Genomic DNA, 15,450 nt, shown 5'->3' with positions numbered 1-15,450 from the left:
TGTAAAGGCACGATGAGGTCTCTTCTGATTTGTTAGCGCAACCAGTAGATCACACTTCATCGTGCTTTTCATTTTTCTGGGGAACCCTCAGCCCTTTGGGAGAGGGCCGGGGTGAGGGAAAAACAGCTAGTAAAGCGTCTTCTGCGGCGGCCCGGCAAACTTCAGCGCGCCAATTTGTCCCATCCGCACTTCCACTACCGACGGTCCCGGCATCGCCAGCGCTTCCGTCATCACCGCATCAAAATCCTCTGCCCGCTCAACGCTCCATGCCTGCAGGCCAATCGCCTGTGACAGCAGGGTAAAGTCCGGCGTATGCAGCTCGTTATAGTACTGACGGCCACCGAAATACTTGTCCTGTATACCGCGCATCACGCCGTAGCCGCCGTCATTCATGATAAGCAACGTCACGTTGGCCTTCTCCTGCGCCAGTGTCGCCAGTTCGCCCAGATTCAGGCTCAGACCGCCGTCCCCCACCAGCCCCACCACTTTGCGTTGTGGGTTGGCAATCGCGGTGCCAATCGCCATCGGCAGGCCCATGCCAATTGCCCCGGCCAGAGAGTGAATATTCATCAGCGGCCCCCTGGCGCGGAACAGTCGGCTGCCCCACAGGCTGCCGGAAACGGTAATATCGCGCACCAGCAGGCCATCTTCAGGTAGCGCTTTCTCTATGGCATCGTTGAGTTGCGCATAGGCGCCGCACTGTTCACGCAGCCCACGTTCGGCCTGTGTCACCGCCTCCTGAACCAGACCATCCCACTGAGCATTCCCCCATTCACGCCCCTGTGCTTTTTCAGCCAGCGCGCTCAGCAACGCTGAGCAGTCGGCTACCAGCGTGTTATCCATCAGATAGTTACGGCTTGCCGCCGCCGGGTCGATATCGATCTGTACGCGCGGAGAAGGCAGCTCGAGCGTCCATGAACGGGTCTCATTGCTGCGCAGACGTGAACCGGCGATCAGCGTAAAGTCACACTGCGCGATCAGCGCTTCAACCGATGGCGAGTTGTGAAATGCCCGCAGGCTGGCGCGATGGCTGTCCGGCAGCACGCCGCGCGCGTGAGTGCTGGAGATCACGGTGATACCTGCATCCGCCAGCTTTTTCACTGCGTCCGCGCAGCCCAGCGCACCGCCGCCCAGCCACAGCAGCGGCTGTTTCGCCTGCTTGAGTTGCGCCCAAAGCGCATTAACACTCCCGACATCTACCGGCGAAACCGACGCCGGTTTCACCGGAGCGGTCACCAGCGACAGCGGAATTTTCGCGCCCTGAATATCAATCGGGATCTCCACGGAGACCGGCCCGCACGGCGGCGTCTGCGCCTCCTGAATCGCTTTATGCAAAATCGCTATCGCCTGACTGGCATTGCTGATGCGATACGCCCGTTTTGAGCTGGCCTTCAGGAAAGTCAGCTGGTCGCGGGTTTCATGGATAAACCCGGTGTCGGCATCCAGCCAGGCTTTTTCTACCTGCCCGGTCAGGTGCAGCAGCGGCGTGCAGGCGTTCATCGCCTCCACCAGCGCGCCTACGGCGTTACCCGCGCCCGCGCCGGTGCTGGTCAGCGCCACGCCAAGGCCGGAAAAACGTCCGTGGGCATCAGCCATGGTGACAGACCCCGCTTCGCCGCGTGCCGGTACAAAGCGGATGTTGCCGCGCTGCCCTACTGCATCCGCGATGGGCAGGTTGTGAATAGAGATGACGCCGTAGATGGCCTCAACCTGATACTGCTCCAGCGTTCTGGCGATGGCGTCGCCGACGGTTATCATTTCGCTCATTGCTCACCCTTTCTCAGTCGCACCAGTGGTTGACGCTGTTACCCGTCGCCAGATAAATGCTCTTTTGCTGCATCCAGGCTTTCAGCCCCTGAATGCCCTTCTCGCGGCCCAGACCGCTCTCTTTAAAGCCCCCGAACGGGGTCGAAATCGCAAATACTTTGTAGGTGTTGATCCACACCGTGCCGGCCTCAAGCTGTTCGCTTAAGCGCAGCGCGCGCCCGGTATCGCGTGTCCAGATCCCGGCGGCCAGGCCGTAAACCGAGTCGTTGGCCTCGCGGATAAGCGAGGTTTCATCGCGAAACGGCATCGCCACCAGCACCGGGCCAAAGATCTCCTCCTGGCAGACACGGGCGCTGTTGCTCAGCCCTTCGATAATCGTTGGCAGGAAGAAGCTGCCGCTTGCCAGCGTGGGATCGGCCGGGATCTCCCCACCGCACAGCACGCGGCCCCCTTCACGCTTTGCCAGCTCAACGTACGCCTGTACGCTCTGACGATGTTTTTCATTGATCAGCGGCCCAACGTGGACACCGTCGGTAAACGGATGTCCGACGCGCAGACCGCGGGTTAACTCCAGCAGCCGCGCCATCAGCGGGGCGTAAAGGCTCTCGTGGATAAACAGCCGCGAACCGGCGATGCACGCCTGCCCCGCCGAGCTGAAAATGCCGTAGCAGATCCCGCGCGCGGCCAGCTCGATATCCGCATCCTCCAGCACGATAGTCGGCGATTTTCCGCCCAGCTCCAGCGATGCCGGGATCAGTTTTTCCGCCGCCACGTGGGCCAGGTGACGGCCTGTGGCGGTACCGCCGGTAAAGGAAATTTTGCGTACCTTAGGGTGGCGTGCCAGCGCATCGCCAATCACCGAGCCTTTGCCCGGCAGCACGCTCAGCAACCCGGCGGGCAGCCCGGCCTGTTCAAATATCCGCGCCAGCTCCAGCGCCATCAGCGGCGTGGCTTCGGCGGGCTTGAGGATCACCGCGTTACCCGCGGCAATGGCCGGAGCGACCTTCTGCATCTCGCTGGCAATCGGCGAGTTCCACGGCGTGATGGCCGCCACCACGCCGAGCGGCTCATAGCGGCTCAGGGTCAGTAAATCCGGCTGGCGCGGCGTCGGAAGTTCCCCTTCCAGCAGCTCGCAGGCGGCGGCGAAGTAGCGCGCCGTTCCCGCCGCGCTCATTACCAGCCCGCGGGCCTCCGCCAGCGGCTTGCCGTTATCGCGGCTCTGCATCTGCGCCAGCTCGTCGACACGGGATTCAATGAGATCTGCCACCTTGTGCAGGATCTTCGCCCGTGTATGCGGCAGGCTGTGGCGCCAGGCGGGATCGCGCCACGCGCGCTCGCCGGCCTCGATCGCGTCATGCAGATCGTCGGGACTGGCAGCATTCAACGTCGCGTTGATCGACCCGTCTGCCGGGAAATAGCTCTGCATCGGGTTGCCGCCACCGTGTCGCCACTGGCCGCCGATAAATATCTTCAGATCGTCCATCGTCACTCCTCAGCTCATGGCCAGCTCGCGGCAGGCGCGTACCGCGCTGAGTGCCGCCAGGGTGGAGGTTTTCGGGTTAGAGGCAAGCGGCAGGCCGCTTAGCTCCAGATGGAATTCACCAAACGCGCCTTCAACGTGCAGCGTGTGGGTGTTACGTTTCGTTGACGGGTCGACCATCAGCTGTACGCGCGTGTCGTCCATTCCCACGCCGCCGAGTGCCACGGTGGCCGCCACGTTGGCGTTGGCCGGAAACAGTCGCGCCGCCTCGCGGGCGCTGCCTTCAAAAAAGACCTGCGCAGCAGATACCGAATTAAGATCGATAAGCTGCTCGGCATAGCTGCCGCGCCAGCTGGCCGGGCTTTTACGCGACTGGTAGGTCACGCGCGCCAGCCCGCCCTCTTTCGCCGCCGCCAGCCCGTCGATACCGGCTACCGCCCCGGAGAGCAGCGTCAGTCTGCCGCCGGCGTTGAGCAGGCGCTGTTCGAGCGCGCTGTCCGCCAGTGCGCCGGTCGAAATAACCGCCAGATGCCAGCCGCGACGTAAAATATCCTCACCGTACTGCGCTACCGCCTGCTGGCTGGCGCACTCCAGCACCAGGTCGGGCGTTTGCGCGCATTCCAGCGGTGAGGTCAATGCCACTACCGCATCACCAAGCTGCGCGTGAATCGCCGCATGATGGGCCTCGCGCGCCACAATCCAGCCGATAGCCACGCCAGCGGGCAGGCGCTCAATCACCGCCTGCGCCATGGCGCCAAAACCAATCAACATAATCTTTTTCATGATGTGTCCTTACAGATGGCGGCAAAAGCCGCCGGAAACGTCCAGTGCCGCACCGGTGGTAAACGAAGCCAGCGGCGAGGCGAGGAACAGCAGCGCCTGCGCGGGCTCCTGCGGCTTGCCGAGGCGCGCCATCGGAATACCGCGTTTGCGGGCGATCTCCGCCGTCCACTCCGGCCAGCTCTGGCTTTTGTCTGTCCGGTTTTCAAAGCGACGCTGCCACTGCCCGGACTCCACCATGCCAAGCAATATCGAATTCACGCGGATGCCTTTGCCCACCAGCTCTTTTGAGAGCGTCAGCGTCATATTCAACAGCGCGGCGCGGGCGGCTGAGGTGGCAATCATGTGCTCCTCCGGCTGCAGCGCCAGCAGGGAGTTCACGCAGGTGATGGAAGCGATGTCGGACTGCTCCAGCAAAGGCTGAAACGCCTGCACCGGGTTGATCACGCCAAACAGTTTGAGTTCAGCTTCATGCAGCCACGCCTCGCGCGGGGTGTCATGAAAGTGCGCCACGTATCCCTGCCCGGCGTTGTTGATCAGCATGTCCACGGCACCAAAGCGCACCTGAACGGCATCCGCGAAGGCCTGCATCTCGTCAGCGTTCAGCACGTCGCAGCGATAAGAGAAAACCTCCCCGTCGGGGTATTCGTTATGCAGCGCGGCATGGGCGCTGGCGAGGCGATCCGGATCGCGGCCACAGAAGGCCACTTTTGCCCCCTCGCCCAGCAGCAGGCGTAGCGTTTCAAAGCCAATACCAGAAGAACCGCCGGTGACGACCGCTACGCGTCCGTCAATTTGTGCATTCATCGCGCACCTCTTCGTTAATACGTAAAAGCTGTTGGTTAAAAAACGCGTCGTTATCGAGATAGCTGGCATGTCCCGCCTGGGCAATGGCGATAAACGGCATGCCGTAGCGCAGCGCCAGCCCCTGCACCAGCTCGGGTTGCGTGATCGCATCCTGCTCGCCGCACCACACTTCAAAGTTGCCTGAATAGCGCTTCAGCCAGCCATGAATATCGTCGTGCGCCAGCATCCACGCGGCGGCGAGGTAGCCCTCGGGGCGAAGCCTGCGCATGCCCGCTGCCACGGTGGCGATATCCGCTTCACGCGCGCCGGGACGCAGCAGTTTTGCGGCGCGGGTCTGCGCGAGGATTTCGCCGCCGAGTGCCATCTGCTGCTCGCGACTGCGCCAGACCTGCTCGCGCTGCTCCGGCGCGGCCTGGCCGTAACCTTGCGCGGCGTCCGCCAGCACCAGATGCAGCACACGATCCGGATATTTCGCCGCAAAGGCGCTGGCAACCAGTGCCCCGAGTGAATGGCCCACCAGCACCGCCTGCCACACGCCAGCCCGGTCAAGCATCGCCGCCAGCGCATCGGCGTAATCCCCCGCGTTCGCCCGTTCCGCGGCCAGCATCGGGCTTTCGCCATAACCGGGCATGTCCCACGCCAGCACGCGAAAACCGTTCAGCGCCATCTGCTTGTGCCAGGAGGCTGCGCCAGAGCTGATCCCGTGCAGCAGCATCAGCGGAATGCCGCTTCCCTGTTCACGAAAACCCGTCATCATGCCCCCTTAGTTCCGCTTCACTTTCGAGAGCGGATGGTCCGCCGGGTAGGTCGGAATTTCCGGCTTGTTGGTGCCCAGCATGACGCACATCAGCGCCTCTTCTTCGCCGTGGTTAAACAGCCCGCGATAGATCCCCGGCGGCACGGAGATCAGGTCACGCTCGCGCAGCACGGTTTCGGTGTAGTTATCGCCGTCCTGGATCATCAGCGTGATCTGCCCTTTGAGCATGAAGAACACCTCTTCCACATCGTCGTGCAGGTGCAGCGGCCCTTCGCACTTCGACGGCAGTACCATGGTGGAAAAGGTAAAATGCTCCGCCTGTACGGTGTTGGTGTCGCTCGCCACGCCGGTAGCACCGGTGCCGATATAGCGCATCTGCGCGCGGCGGTATTTCGGGTCAAAATCGGCCTGGAACTTCAGCGCGTTCCAGTCGTATTTGCGGCCCTCAAAGCGCGCAATACGGGACTCGACCCACTCTTCCATCGTCAGGTGGTCAGGTTTGATGCCAGATGGGTTGGTTACGGTTGAATCAGTCATGACACTCTCCTCAGTAACGTCTCAGCAGCGGCAGTAACAGGACGCAGCCCACCGCCGCCATCACCGCCAGAAAAATCAGCCCGGAATCCATGCTGTGGGTGAAGGCGATAAGCGCGCCCATCACCGCTGGCGACAGCGCGCCCGCAAAGTTTCCCAGCCCGTTGAAAATGCCGCCCGCCGTGGCGCTCACCCTTGGATGGGTAGCCTTTGCCAGCAGGGCGAAAATGTTGGGTGCCCCGGTGCCCCACATGAATGTGCTGAAGCTCATCGCCGCAATGATGGTCAGCGGGGTATCGAGGTGCATTACGGCCGTGAGCCCGACAGCGGCCCCCGCCATGGAGATGAAGCAGGCCGCTGCGCGCTTATCGACCCGGTCAGAGAGCCATGCGCCAATCACTTCCCCCGCCAGCATGGCGATGAACGGCATCGACGACAGCCAGCCCGCATGTTCCAGATGAATGCCCTTCCCCTTGATCAGGTAGCCCGGCAGCCAGCCGTTAATGCCCCACAGGTAGGTCAGGAAAGCGATGTTAAAGATGCAGATGATCCAGAAGTGCGGGCTGACAAACAGCTCGCGCCGTGCGGCACGCCGTTCGTCCCGGGAGGTCTGTGACGTACCGCTCTTCGCCTCCAGACGGATCCCACGCAGACCGACGCGCACGAAGATCAGCACCGGTACGGTCAGCATCGCCATCACGAAGAAGGTGCTCTGCCAGCCGAAGGTGTTCAGCAGCCAGAGTGAGAGCGGGAAGCCAATCGCCGCCCCTACCGGCGTGCCCAGCAGCCACAGCATGGTGGCGCGCGCCTGCAGATGCTGTGGGAAGTTGTGGCGCACAATGGCGAAGGCCAGCGGGAACAGCGGCCCCTCCGCCACGCCCAGCAGAATGCGCAGCACGATCATCAGCGTGTAGTTATGGGTAAAGCCCATCGCCACCATCAGCACGCACCACACCACCATCATCCCGGTGAGCAGGCGCAGCGGGGCGATTTTGTCCCCCAGCCCACTGAGAAAGACCGATGAAAAGCCGTAGCTCAACAGGAAGGCGCTCATCAGAATGCCGAGGCGCGTGGTGTCAAAATCGATGCCCATCGCCTGCTGGAAATGGCCATCAGAAAACAGCGCGGCAATGCTGATTTTGTCGAAAAACGCCAGCAGCACGCAGGCCAGCAGCGACAGCGGGATGGCCCAGCGCACCGCTTTTTCAGGCGTGCGGGTCCCCTCACCGCTCGCCTCAACGGGCGCGGTGTTAGTGTCTAATGTGGTCATGTCTCCCCCTACGGGTGCGGGTTAGCTATCGCAATGACATCAGTGAAAAAGTCGGGTCGGCGAGCGGCACGTCTGATAAATCCCGCCCGGCCGCCATCCAGCGCTTTGCCAGCTTGACGGTGCGCGCATCATTGAACGCCACCAGCTGCGTCAGGCGCCCGTTTTCGTCCAGCGAGAAGTACAGCGCGTCTTCACGCACTATGGTGCGGCTGCACGGCTGCGGAATGCCGAGGATCTGAATGTTGTGCTGGTATTGATCCGACCATAGCCACGGCGCGTCGTCATAGCCTGCGGCATCGGGGTTAAGCATCGCTTTTGCCGCCGCCACCGCCTGATTCTGGGCGAAGGCCCAGGACTGAATACACAAGCCGTAATGATGATGCTGTGCCACATCCCCGGCAGCGAAGATGGACGGATCCGACGTGCGGCCCTGGGCATCCACCACGATCCCGCGTTCGGTTTGCAGCCCCGCGTCGCGCGCCAGTTCCAGATTGAGATCGACGCCGATCCCTACCACCACCGCATCAAAGGTTTCACGTTTGCCATCACAGTGAATGACCGGCAGGCCGTTATCGTCCTCCAGCTCCAGCGCGCCGCAGCCGGTTCGGATCTCCACGCCCTGCTCACGGTGAATGGTCTCTAAGCGCTGCGATACCTCGCCGCTCACCGAGCGCATGCACAGCGCAGGCTGCTGCTCGAACAGGGTGACCGCGACGCCGCTTTTGCGCGCAGAAGCGGCAATCTCCAGGCCTATCCAGCCGCCGCCCACAATCGCCAGCTTTTGACTTTCCGCAAGCCGACGTTTCAGGCGCTGCGCGTCCTGCCAGTGGCGCAGGGTGTAGACCTGCGGATGCACAGACCATGCCTCGCCCGGCAAGCGCGCCCGCCCTCCGGTGGCAATTAAAAGTATGTTGTAACTAAGATGTTCGCCGTTGCTCAAACGCACCGTTTTCGCATTGCGGTCAATCTGCTCCGCGCGCAGCGGACGGTACCAGGTCAGATTCAGCGCCTGCTGAGCCTCTTCAGTAAAGAGTCGCGGAAGCGTCGCGTCCGTCTCCAGCAGAGCCGCTTTCGACAGCGGTGGACGTTCATAGAAATCCCACGCCTCTTCCGCCACCACGCAGATCTCACCGTCAAAGCCCTCGTCGCGCAGGGTTTTCGCCGCCCAGCCTCCCGCCTGACCGCCACCAATAATGACAATGCGCGACGTCATACCGCCTCCGGTTTTTTCTGCTGGCGGCGCGTGTCGTGATCGATCCCGCCTTCCACCGCCCACTCGGTAAAGGAGACCAGCGAATGCTCCAGCTCGCGCGGCTGCCAGTTTTCCGTCAGGTAGTCGTCATTGGTGTAATACTCGAACGCCCCGCCGGTCGGGCTGTTGACGTACCAGAAGTAGGCTGACGACACCGGATGGCGGCCGGGTCCGATAAACGTGCTCCAGGCGTTTTTGTTCATCGCAATCCCGCCGCCGATCACTTCGTGAATATCGCGCACGGTAAAGGCCACGTGGTTCAGGCCGCGCTTGCGGTTCGGCAGCTGCAGCAGGAACAGGTTGTGATGCCCCCCGCGCACACCGCAGCGCAGAAACACGGCGCGGTTGATGTAGCGGTCAGAGACCTGGAAGCCGAGCACCTCGCGGTAAAATGTCTCCACCGCCGCGAGCTCCTCCACGAAGAACACCACGTGCCCCACGTTAATGGGCTGGGCGCGATCGTAAACCGGGCTGGGGGTATCGATACGGCGAGCGTCGCCCCACTGGTTGATCGGCTCAACATTCAGTTCCACGTCGGTCTGCTGGCTGACCTGCACACGCAGCGTCATGCCGTTCGGGTCAAGACACTCCAGGGCGTCACCCACTTCGCGAAAGCCGGGTTGCTGCGCAAGCTTCGGACGCAGCGCATCCAGATCTGACTGTGCGGCAACCGCCCATGTCATGCGGCGCAGGGTGTTGCCCGCTTCAAACGCCGGGGGCAGGTCGGGGCTGTCGATCGGGTTTAGTTCCACGCGCGCGCCGCTCAGGGTGGTAAAACGCTGGCCACTCGCATCGCCCGTCAGGCCAAAATCACGCATAAATTTGGCGCAGTGCGTCAGGTCTTCAACGCCAAATTCCAGCTTTTCAATTCCGGTTACACTCATCGTTCGTTGCCTCATCTGGCCCAAATTGGGCGTAAAACATGCCCGACGCAGCAAAGCGCCTGACGTTAACTCACTGATTTAACTGGCCTGTGATAAATACCCTAAGAAGCCAGAAATTTTGTCCGCCGCCAGACGAACCTCGTTTTGCAGTCGCTCGCGGTCGGCTTGTGGGATCTCTTCCGACGGCACCAGAATGCTCACTACCGCCGCCACGCGATGGCTTCGGTCAAACACCGGATAAACGATGGAGGAGATACCGTGGCGGAAGAAGGATTCACCGATCACATATCCGCGGGCTTTGTCCTGCTGCACCATCTGCCACAGGGCTTCACGATCGTGAAGCTGACCCGGCGTGTTGCCCGGCAGGCGCTCCTGCGGGAACAGCTGTTCGAAATCGGCGCGGGAAATATCGGTCAACAGCATGCGGCCAAGCGAGGTGCAGTGCACCGGCAAACGGGTACCAATGCTGACCTGGTTGATGCGTGACCCGGCGGCGCTGACGCGGGCGATGTAGATGATGTCGCGCCCGTCGCGGATCGCCAGATGGCTGCTGCACTGGCTCACGTCGCGCAGCTGTTCAATCACCGGCTGACCCACCTGCGCCACATCCAGCGAGGCGATGTACTCAAAGCCCAGACGCAGCACGTTCATGCCGAGCGAGAAGGTATTGGTACGGGTGTTGCGCTCCAGAAAGCCCATATACTCCAGGGTCTGCACCACGCGGTAGGCGGTGGCCTTCGGCATATCCACCAGCCGGTGCAGCTCGGCAAAGGTCAGTTCGCGATGCTGCTCGCCAAAGGCCAACAGCAGCTGCAGGCCACGCTCCAGCCCCGGCACCAGATACTTCACTTCCTGATCGTTTGCCATCATCGCCCTACCTTAGTTAAAGACAAAACCGCCGTTGACCGGGATCAGCTGCCCGGTGATAAACCGCGACAGATCGCTTAACAGCCAGACCACGCTGCCGGTGACATCTTCCGGCTGCTGTGCCCCTGTTAACGCCCGGCCGTTTTCGTAGAGTTGGTGTCGTTCGGCGGGAACATATTCCGTTGCCTCGACGCGGGTCAGCCCCGGCGCGATGGCGTTGATTCGAATACGCTTTTCACCAAGCTCGCGCGCCATTGAGCGGGTCATGGCAATCACGGCCCCTTTGCTGGCGACGTAGGCCATCAGGCGCGGCGCGCCCCAAAGTGCTGTGTCGGACGCCACGTTCACGATCCCTGCGCCATCGCGCAGCAGCGGCACGGCGGCGCGCGTCACCAGCCAGGTGCCTTTGACGTTGACGCGCATCACCCGGTCCCACAGATCCGGGTCGTAATCGAGCATATTTTTGCCGCCCACGCCGGTCGCCATCGCCGCGTTATTTACCAGCCCGTCAATCTGCCCCTGCTCGCCAATCGCATTGAACACCTGCTCAATGGAGGCCGGATCGGCGAGATCGATAACGTGCGATTCGATCGTAAAACCCTGTGCCCGCAGAGCGTGTGCGCTTTCGGCCAGCTCGCCTTCAAGAATGTCGCACATCACCACCGCGGCGCCCTGCTCCGCGCAGGCGCTGGCGAAGTGATAGCCCAACCCGCGCGCGGCGCCGGTCACCACAATGCGTTTTCCGCTCAGCAGCGCATTCATCAGGCCGCTCCCTGCTGCGCTTCACGCATCGCCAGTTGCTCTTTAGCGGCCTTTTGCATCATGCGGCGCAGGCGCGAGAGGCCGACATCGTGCTGGTACAGGTATTCATGGTCGCGGGCGTTTGGCGCCAGGCTTTCCAGCACCACGCGGTCCTGCTCCAGCACCTCCCAGTGCAGTTTTTCCAGGCGGTTACGGTACATGAATCGCCACATATCGCGCTGCCAGCCCTGTACGCGGCGGATACGCCAGAAGAAGACGCGGCAGTTGTCGTTATCTTCCGGCACCACCATGCCAACGATGAAGAAGTGGCCACCCGGTCCGAAACGCTTCTTATAGGGAATGGAGAGTCGCATCCAGCAGGTGCCACTATTGCCCAGCTCCACCCAGTCGAAGTTGACGCCGCTCTGCCCTTTTTTCTCGAAGATAAAGCCGGTCTTCGTCGGCTGCAGGACCATGTCGGCCTTGCGATCCCCTTCCGCCATCGAGTGCGAGGAGGAGTGAAGATACGTACCGTGCATCGGATCCATCACGTTTTCCAGCGCGTACTGGTAGTTACATTTCCAGGCTGCGGTGCAGAGGAAGTTGCTGAAATGTTCCGTGTCAGCGAGTTCATCCGGGAAGGTCAGCTCGTCCGGCTGCTGATCGGCGGTGACGCCAAACCACAGGAAGATGGCACCGTGCGCCTCCTGCACCTGATAGCTGCGCACGCACTGCTGGCCGACCAGCGGACATTTGTCCACGGCGGGCACGTCTTTCACTTCACCGTTTCCCGCCACTTCCACGCCGTGATACCAGCAGGCGATGCGGTCGCCGAGGTTCCAGCCCATCGACAGACGCGCACCGCGGTGCGGACAGCGGTCTTCCAGCGCCTGCACCTGACCATCTTTATTGCGCCAGACCACAATCTGTTCGCCCAGACGAGTAATGCCCACGGGCGCAGACTGCACTTCCCAGCTCGCCAGCACCGGATACCAGAGGCCACGCAGACCTTTATCGAGATAGTTTTGTACGGTAGTTGTCATCGCGTCGTCCTCAGTAGCCGTTAACCTGTAAGAATGCCTGGAAGCTGGCGTCGCTCCACGGCTCGCCCTGCTGGTCATGCATGCGCACCGCATTCAGCCCGTTGACCAGCTCCGGCAAGGTTTCAACGCCCTGCTCAAAGAGATCTTCCAGCGTGGCGATAAGGCTCATTTCCCAGTTTTCCGGCACCCGGCTGCGGGTCTGCCAGATCAGGTTCTGATACTCACCCGGTTTATGAATGGCGCCGTTCCCGCCCTCTGCCGGGGGCGTAAACTGGCGGCTTTCGGGCAGCGCCGGGTTGAAGTTCAGGATGTCGCTCATGCCACGGTCTCCTCGACAAAAGTAATCTGGATTTGGTTTTCAAATACCCGAACCGGGTAGCGGTTGAGGTTTCGGCCTCCGGGGCCTTGCAGGCACTGGCCGGTTTTGACGTCGAACACCGCCTCGTGCAGCGGGCATTCCACTTTGCCGTCCTCGACAAAGCCCTGACTCAGCAGCGCATAGGCGTGCGGGCATACGTCTTCCAGCGCGTAATATTCGCCGTCGATTAAATAAACGCCGATCTCTTTACCTTCAACGTTGCCGCTAAAAGGGAAATCTTCCTGTACTTGTTCTGCGTCACATACGCCTATCCAGCTCATCACGATCCTCCAGGCCTTTGTTTCATATATGAAACTCTGTTTCTTATTTAATACGGTCAATATAAAAGCGATGAATGTTTCGTCAAGCGTCAATGTGACGAATTTGTTAATCAGCCGACAATTAATAAGCTAAGTGTGCAAGGGATCACGAAAAAATGCAGCGATATGAAATTTTCATTATTAAGGCGTGAATGAATACGTTTTAGTGATGAACTCAAAGCGCAAATAAAAAATATTGACTTCTTTTCTTTTTCTTCCTTAAAAATAAACAACTGAAAAAGCACCGTGTTTCACCTGTGAAACACATTTAAAAATACATCTTTAAAAACAACAAGTTTCACGGGTGAACCATTTTACATCCGTGACAATCACATTGATAAAAATATAAATGCGAGAACGCATAAGGCGGGCAATATGACGGCAAGATGGCAAGGCACAATTGCACTGTTATTTCTCATTATTATTTCCTACATTGACCGGGTAAATATCTCGGTGATGATTTTAAACCCGGAATTTGCCGAACATTTTCAGTTAAATGAAAACAGAATGTTACAAGGAATGTTAATGACCTGCTTTCTTCTGGGTTATGGATTATCGGCTTTATTATTAACACCGGTTATCGAAAGCAAACTGCATTATCGACATGGATTATTAAGCAGCATTGCGATTTGGGCTCTGGTCTGCGCCATTTCTCCCTTACTCGGATCGCTAATGGGAATGCTCATCGCCCGTGTGATTCTGGGGATCGCTGAGGGACCGCTCTTTTCACTGAAAACCCGCTTTATCAGCGATAACTTTCGTGCGGAAGAGGTTGGCAAACCCAACGCCGTGACCGCACTGGGCGTCTCGCTCGGTCTGGCTGTGGGCTTTCCGCTGGTGACCTGGCTGATGGCCCATCTGGGCTGGGCCGGATCGTTTTATGCGCTGGCGGCAATCAACCTGGTGCTCGGTGGCGGCCTGATCTGGCGTTTCCTGCCGGCACCGCGCGGTACAGTAAAAATGCACAAACGGGGGCTCGCAGAGACAGTGATGCTTGCGTGGCAAACCCCGCTGTTGGGCTGGATCCTGCTGGTTGAAATCGCCACGCTGAGCTATCTCTGGGGGAGCAGCGCCTGGCTCCCGGCGTGGCTACGCGACGAACATCACTTCTCGCTGCACGCCACGGGCATGCTCGCGGCCATCCCCTTCCTGTTGAGCCTGGGCTCAAAATTCCTTGGCGGGGTACTGCTCGATAAAATGCGGCCGGAACAGGCACCGCTGCTGTTTATCGCGGGCGGGGCGCTGACGGCGTTATCCGTGATCGCGCTGATGCTCAGCCATCAGCCTGCCTGGCTGGCGCTGTTTATGCTGTCGGCTAACGTCTTCTGGGGACTTCAGGGCGCGGCCATTCCGGCGGTGATCCAACATCACGCCGCGCGGGAGGCGGTGGGGAGCGCGTACGGCATCATTAATGGGATCGGCAATCTCTGCGCCGCCTTTATTCCGCTGCTGATGGGGATGGTGATGAGATCGGTGGGGTCGGTCAGCTCTGGCTTTTCCGTGCTGGTGGTGTCGCAGATTATCACCCTGCTGGCGGGGGGAATGTTGCTGCTGCGCATGCGTCGCGCAGCAGCAATCAGCGCGTAAGGCTTATTCGCCTTTTTTCGCAGCCTGGATATAGAGCATTTCCAGTGCCAGGGTCGCCGCGGCCAGCGCGGTGATCTCGGACTGGTCATAGGCAGGCGCCACTTCCACCACATCCATCCCGACAATGTTCAGATCCTTCAGGCCGCGCACCAGTTTGATGGCGCGGTCTGAGGTCAGCCCGCCGATCACCGGCGTACCGGTGCCCGGCGCAAACGCCGGATCCAGACAGTCGATGTCGAAGGTCAGGTACACCGGCATATCACCGACGATCTGCTTAACCTGCGCGATGATGTCATCCACGCCGCGATCGTTCACCTGACAGGCGTCCAGTACGGTGAAGCCGTTGTCTTTGTCAAACTCGGTACGGATACCGATCTGCACGGAGTGGTTAGGATCGATCAGACCTTCGTTCGGTGCGGTGTAGAACATGGTGCCGTGGTCGAACTCGCAGCCGTTCGCGTAGGTGTCGGTGTGCGCATCGAAGTGCACCAGCGCCATTTTACCGAAGTGCTTCGCGTGGGCGCGCAGCAGCGGCAGGGTCACGAAGTGGTCGCCACCGAAGGAGAGCATGCGTTTACCGGCAGCCAGCAGTTTCTCGGCGTGGGCCTGCAGCTTTTCGCTCATTTCACGCGCGTCACCGAAGGCGTACACCAGGTCACCGCAGTCCACCACGTTCAGGCGTTCGCGCATGTCGAAGTTCCACGGGAAGCGGTTATGCTCCCAGGCCAGGTTGGTGGAAACCTGACGGATCGCCGCCGGGCCGTGACGACCGCCCGCACGGCCTGATGTGGCCATATCAAACGGCACGCCGGTGATCACCCAGTCAGCATCGCTGTCGTACGGCTGGAAGTTCATCGGAAGGCGTAAAAAACCAAACGCGTTAGATACCAGAGAGTTGTCGTACTGATGACCTAAAGTGCTCATGTCCTGACCTCTTTTAAAGTCGATGCGTTAAAAACAGATGAAAAAAAATCCCCTCCGCGTCGTTAAACCCGACGAGGAA

The 15,450-nt window shown here is 60.4% G+C and carries 16 protein-coding genes; 1 reads left to right on the top strand and 15 read right to left on the bottom strand.

Features of this window, described 5'->3' with window-relative positions:
- Nucleotides 1-126 precede the first annotated feature (126 nt).
- The 14 genes from ACOTZF_RS23400 to ACOTZF_RS23335 all read right to left on the bottom strand — a co-directional run bounded on the left by ACOTZF_RS23400 (nt 127) and on the right by ACOTZF_RS23335 (nt 12,821).
- Nucleotides 127-1,767, bottom strand: coding sequence for a thiamine pyrophosphate-binding protein (locus ACOTZF_RS23400; protein ID WP_058650427.1), 1,641 nt, complete (start codon nt 1,765-1,767; stop codon nt 127-129).
- Nucleotides 1,768-1,780: 13 nt separating this feature from the next.
- Nucleotides 1,781-3,250 (bottom strand): aldehyde dehydrogenase, encoded by a 1,470-nt coding sequence (locus ACOTZF_RS23395; RefSeq protein WP_129253556.1) that lies wholly within the window; start codon nt 3,248-3,250, stop codon nt 1,781-1,783.
- Between the two features lie 9 nt (nt 3,251-3,259).
- Nucleotides 3,260-4,030 (bottom strand): aspartate dehydrogenase, encoded by a 771-nt coding sequence (locus ACOTZF_RS23390; protein ID WP_040021709.1) that lies wholly within the window; start codon nt 4,028-4,030, stop codon nt 3,260-3,262.
- Nucleotides 4,031-4,039: 9 nt separating this feature from the next.
- Nucleotides 4,040-4,834 carry an SDR family oxidoreductase gene (locus ACOTZF_RS23385; RefSeq protein WP_020687070.1) on the bottom strand — a complete coding sequence of 265 codons (795 nt, stop codon included), beginning with the start codon at nt 4,832-4,834 and terminating at the stop codon, nt 4,040-4,042.
- Nucleotides 4,818-5,588, bottom strand: a complete 771-nt coding sequence (locus ACOTZF_RS23380) for an alpha/beta fold hydrolase (protein ID WP_013098645.1) — start codon at nt 5,586-5,588, stop codon at nt 4,818-4,820. Before ACOTZF_RS23380 ends, ACOTZF_RS23385 begins: the two co-directional genes overlap by 17 nt.
- 9 nt (nt 5,589-5,597) lie before the next feature.
- On the bottom strand, nt 5,598-6,128 hold the full coding sequence (locus ACOTZF_RS23375; RefSeq protein ID WP_013098646.1) for a cupin domain-containing protein: 531 nt from the start codon (nt 6,126-6,128) through the stop codon (nt 5,598-5,600).
- A 10-nt stretch (nt 6,129-6,138) separates the two neighbouring features.
- Complete coding sequence (locus ACOTZF_RS23370) at nt 6,139-7,395, bottom strand: MFS transporter (RefSeq protein WP_040021710.1); 1,257 nt, start codon at nt 7,393-7,395, stop codon at nt 6,139-6,141.
- Nucleotides 7,396-7,420: 25 nt separating this feature from the next.
- Nucleotides 7,421-8,608: an NAD(P)/FAD-dependent oxidoreductase gene (locus tag ACOTZF_RS23365; protein WP_129253129.1), complete on the bottom strand. Its 1,188-nt coding sequence runs from the start codon at nt 8,606-8,608 to the stop codon at nt 7,421-7,423.
- Entirely contained in the window at nt 8,605-9,531 is a 927-nt protein-coding gene (locus tag ACOTZF_RS23360; protein ID WP_058650423.1) for a VOC family protein, read from the bottom strand. Before ACOTZF_RS23360 ends, ACOTZF_RS23365 begins: the two co-directional genes overlap by 4 nt.
- A gap of 78 nt (nt 9,532-9,609) precedes the next feature.
- Nucleotides 9,610-10,398 (bottom strand): IclR family transcriptional regulator, encoded by a 789-nt coding sequence (locus ACOTZF_RS23355; RefSeq protein ID WP_028028063.1) that lies wholly within the window; start codon nt 10,396-10,398, stop codon nt 9,610-9,612.
- A gap of 12 nt (nt 10,399-10,410) precedes the next feature.
- On the bottom strand, nt 10,411-11,160 hold the full coding sequence (locus ACOTZF_RS23350) for an SDR family oxidoreductase (protein ID WP_013098651.1): 750 nt from the start codon (nt 11,158-11,160) through the stop codon (nt 10,411-10,413).
- Nucleotides 11,160-12,182 (bottom strand): aromatic ring-hydroxylating oxygenase subunit alpha, encoded by a 1,023-nt coding sequence (locus tag ACOTZF_RS23345; RefSeq protein WP_013098652.1) that lies wholly within the window; start codon nt 12,180-12,182, stop codon nt 11,160-11,162. The genes ACOTZF_RS23350 and ACOTZF_RS23345 overlap by 1 nt, the downstream gene beginning before the upstream one ends.
- Nucleotides 12,183-12,192: 10 nt before the next feature.
- Nucleotides 12,193-12,501, bottom strand: a complete 309-nt coding sequence (locus ACOTZF_RS23340) for a recombinase-like helix-turn-helix domain-containing protein (protein ID WP_020687064.1) — start codon at nt 12,499-12,501, stop codon at nt 12,193-12,195.
- Entirely contained in the window at nt 12,498-12,821 is a 324-nt protein-coding gene (locus ACOTZF_RS23335; protein WP_038983552.1) for a Rieske (2Fe-2S) protein, read from the bottom strand. The genes ACOTZF_RS23340 and ACOTZF_RS23335 overlap by 4 nt, the downstream gene beginning before the upstream one ends.
- 414 nt (nt 12,822-13,235) lie before the next feature.
- Here ACOTZF_RS23335 and ACOTZF_RS23330 point away from each other — a divergent pair, with 414 nt between their 5' ends.
- A complete protein-coding gene (locus ACOTZF_RS23330) occupies nt 13,236-14,447 on the top strand; it encodes an MFS transporter (protein ID WP_062729664.1) in 1,212 nt (403 codons plus the stop codon).
- Nucleotides 14,448-14,450: 3 nt separating this feature from the next.
- On the opposite strand, the gene speB is transcribed toward ACOTZF_RS23330, so the two are convergent.
- Nucleotides 14,451-15,371 carry an agmatinase gene (gene speB / locus ACOTZF_RS23325; RefSeq protein WP_002434404.1) on the bottom strand — a complete coding sequence of 307 codons (921 nt, stop codon included), beginning with the start codon at nt 15,369-15,371 and terminating at the stop codon, nt 14,451-14,453.
- Between the last annotated feature and the right edge of the window lie 79 nt (nt 15,372-15,450).

It is taken from the genome of Enterobacter cloacae complex sp. SHL021 (genome assembly GCF_049237765.1).
Lineage (GTDB): Bacteria > Pseudomonadota > Gammaproteobacteria > Enterobacterales > Enterobacteriaceae > Enterobacter > Enterobacter cloacae.
Note: the sequence above shows the minus strand (reverse complement) of the source record. Positions and strands in the feature narration are given on the sequence as shown.